Consider the following 4173-nt stretch of genomic DNA (forward strand, 5'->3'; position numbering starts at 1 on the left):
AATAATAAGATTTCTGAATATAATAATTTAGTAAATAAATATAATAATAAGATTTCTGAATATAATAATTTAGTAAATAAATATAATAATAAGATTTCTGAATATAATAATTTAGTAAATAAAATAGCATGGTGGATACCTGTAAAAAAATGGCGTGATAATTTTAGAAATAAAATGTTAAATACAGACCAGACCAGACCAGACCAGACCAGACCAGACCAGACCAGACCAGACCAGACCAGACCAGACCAGACCAGACCAGAAACAATAATATATGTAGCTATTACATATGCTTAAATTATAATATAATAACAAATAAATTACAACCTATGCTGCAATATTGTATTGCAGCATAGGTTTTTTTGTGCAAAATATTTTTAATTTGGAGGATAAATAAAATGCATAATTTTCAACCTACTGATAAAGTAAAAATATGTAAATATATAGAATCTGGAGTTAGATTTTTTTATAATGGTATAACTTGTTGCTGTGTGAATACATTTCAATCTCCTATTATTATAACAGCAGAAGAAATGAAAAATGGTAATGTAACATATGAATTGGTTGTTCAGAGAAGAAAAGAATTATTTGAAAAAGTTAATGGTTTACGAGATGGAGACACAGGTTCTTGTTTACACTGTAATCTATTAATGGAAAGAGAATATAAAGATATAAATTTTGAGTATTTAGGCGGACATGGATATGTTTCAGGATTTAATATACAGCATTTGACATTATGTAATTTAAGATGCTCATATTGTTATTTTACTAAAGTTAATAATTTTAAGCCAGCAATATATAATAATATAACAGAGTTTATAAATTTATTTAAAGAAAAAGGTAAATTAATAGGTGGTAATTGGATAGAATTTAATGGAGGAGAACCAACTCTACTTGAAAACTTTGATGAAATTTTGGATTATCTAATTAAAAATAATTGCGGAACAGTATGTTTATTTACTAACTCCTTAAAATATAGCCAATCTGTGTTCAATGCATTAAAAGAAAATAAAATATGTTTAATAACTTCTATAGATGCTGGTACACCTAGTACTTATAAAAAAATGAAAAAAGTAGATGGTTATATTAAAGTGCTAGATAATCTTATAAGATATAAAAGTAGTGGTACAAAAACTAGTTTATTTGCTCTTAAATATATTATATGTGAAGAAAATATGAATGATGATGATTTATATGGTTTTGTATTTGCTATGCTTTTAATAAGACCTTCACATGTTTATATATGTCCAGATTTTCCATATGGTGATAGAGAAATACCATATGAAAGTGTAGAATTTGGAGCTAAAATGTGGCTTCTTCTAGAAAAATATGGAAAAGGTTCGACTATTGTATATATACAATCAGATGATATGAAAGGCGATCCAAAATTTGCTAAATTTTCAAATGATATAAGATTAAAATATAAAGAACTAAAAGATAAAATGGATTATGATGAGGAATTATATAATATTGTAAAAATCAATGAAAGTTTATCAAATAATGCAGAATTATATAATGTCATTAATTCTTATGAAAATAAATTGAATAATATACAAAATAATATTAATAAACTAGCTTGGTGGATACCTATAAGAAAATGGCGTGATAATTTTAGAAATAAAATGTTAAATAGAAATAAGGAGTGATTTAGTGAATAATATCAATATATTAAATAGGAATGAATGTAGCGGTTGTTCAGTATGCCATAAGGTATGCCCGCATAATGCTATAAATATGATAGAGACCAAAGAAGGATTTCATTATCCATTAGTAGATGATGAAAAATGTACGGATTGTGGAGTCTGTGTAAAGCGATGTCATGCTTTGAATGATAATTTTAAGACAGAGCATAGAAAAGAGTTTTATGAGGTAAAGGCTTCAGATGAAATTAGAATGAAAAGTTCATCAGGCGGTATGTTTAGTTTAGTAGCTGATTATATATTAGATAGAGGTGGTTATGTATGCGGAGCTAGTTTTAGTAAAGACTGGCTAGGAGTAGAACATATTATAATAGATAATAAAAAAGATTTAGATAAATTAAGATATTCTAAATATATAGAAAGCGATTTAGGTGATGTATTTATAGAGATAAAGAAGCTATTAAATGATAATAAGGAAGTGTTATTTACAGGTACTCCTTGTCAGGTATCAGCATTAAATCACTATTTAGGCAGAGACTATGATAATTTATTAACTATGGATTTTTTATGTCATGGGGTTGTACCACAAAAAGTATGGGAAAAATATATAAGAGAGAAAGTAGAAAATATAGAAGATATAGAATATATAAGTTTTCGTAATAAAAATGCTCTTAAATGGGATGTAGGTTTATATATAAAAACTAATAATAATGAATATATTAAACCAGGAATTCAAGATACATATATGAAAGTATTTTTAAATCATGCTGGATTAAAAAATGAATGTTTGCATTGTAAGTATAGACGATTTGATAGAGTTGGAGATATAACTATAGGAGATTATTGGTCTGTAAAGGCTAAATATAAAGATGACAAAGGTATATCATTAGTAAAGATAAGTAGTGATAAAGCTTCAAAAATATTTGAGAAAATAAAATCTAATTGTGAATATATGGAAGTAAATATTACACATGATGGCTTTGGACCTTGGATATTACCTGTATTTGTTAATCGTAAATATTTTTTTGATAATTTAGATAAAGAACCTATTGAGGAGTTATATAAACATTGTTCAGATACTAAATATAATGTTGCTATAGTTAATATGATTTTTGCAAATAATGCAGGTGCAGTATTGACTTATTATGCCTTATATAAATTGATAGAGAAATTAGGTTATAACCCAGTATTAATTTATAATAGACTTGTTAGTAAAACATTGTATGATAATACTTTGGGATGTAAGATAGCATATAAATATTGTAATGTTGGTAATAGTATTTATTCAGAATCTGAATTAAATAAATATAATAAATTATGTAATAGTTTCATAGTAGGTTCAGATCAAGTATGGAATCATCCTTATTGGTTATATCATTTATTAAATTTTGTAGAAAATAGTAAAAAGAAAATATCTTTTGCTTCTTCTTATGGTATAAAAGACTATGATTTAAATTATAAGAACAAAATATATTTTAAATATTATTTAAAACAATTTGATTATGTATCAGTAAGAGAAGATGATGGTGTAGATATATCAAATAGATTATTTGGTATAACACCTTCTCATTTATTAGATCCAGTATTTCTTATAGATAATTATGATGAATTATTAAATAATGCTAAAGTAAAAATGGATGATAAAGACTATGTCGTATTTTATTATGTTTATCTAGAAAAAAATATATTAGAACTTATAGATTATTTTTCTAATAAGTTGAAAATTAAAGTAATAAAAATGCAGGCTGTTAATGGTTACAGAGATAACATGGAATATAGTATAGAAGATTATTTATATTATATAAAACATTGTAAATATTTAATAACAGATTCATTTCATGGTATTTGTTTTGGTTTGATTTTTAATAGGAATGTAGTTATTAGTCTTAATAATAGAGCTAATTCTCGTATACATTCATTATCTAATATATTTAATCTTGATAATAGAATTGTCAATAATGTTAAAGATATAGAGGAGAGAAATTTATTAAAAGATATGGATTATTCTTATATAAATAAGAAATTAGAATTAGAAAAGAAACGTTCTATAGAATGGCTTAAAGAAGCTTTAGAAAGTCCTAAAGTATTAAAAGAAGATAGTTATAAAGATGATTTAATTAATATATTAATAAAGGATAGTATGAATATGAGTAATTCTATTACAAATATTAATAATGGTATTGATAAAGATATTAATAATATTAATAATAACATTAATAATATAGTAAACACTATCGCTTGGTGGATACCTGTAAAAAAATGGCGTGATAGTTTTAGAAATAAAATGTTAAATACAGACCAGACCAGACCAGACCAGACCAGACCAGACCAGACCAGACCAGACCAGACCAGACCAGACCTAATATGTAGAGGATACATATATAATGATAGCAATATTATAATAATTAATAATAAATTACAAGCTATAGAGCAAATAAAAATAGTAGCATAAATTGTTTATACCTGAATTTATATATTTTTGCATGAAACTTGCAGATATAATAATTTATATAAAAGTAGAATTAATAAATAA

Annotated in this window: 2 protein-coding genes and 1 pseudogene; all 3 read left to right on the forward strand. The window is 24.8% G+C overall.

All coding sequences use genetic code 11. The annotated features are described in order from the left end of the window. Window positions 1-297, forward strand: a pseudogene (locus F811_RS16640) (hypothetical protein); the annotation flags it as partial. A gap of 101 nt (window positions 298-398) precedes the next feature. Continuing rightward, window positions 399-1646, forward strand: coding sequence for a radical SAM protein (locus tag F811_RS0100495; protein ID WP_020003360.1), 1248 nt, complete (start codon window positions 399-401; stop codon window positions 1644-1646). A 4-nt stretch (window positions 1647-1650) separates the two neighbouring features. Then, window positions 1651-4092 (forward strand): polysaccharide pyruvyl transferase family protein, encoded by a 2442-nt coding sequence (locus F811_RS0100500; protein WP_020003361.1) that lies wholly within the window; start codon window positions 1651-1653, stop codon window positions 4090-4092. Window positions 4093-4173 lie beyond the last annotated feature (81 nt).

Source organism: Brachyspira innocens ATCC 29796 (assembly GCF_000384655.1).
GTDB classification, from domain to species: domain Bacteria; phylum Spirochaetota; class Brachyspiria; order Brachyspirales; family Brachyspiraceae; genus Brachyspira; species Brachyspira innocens.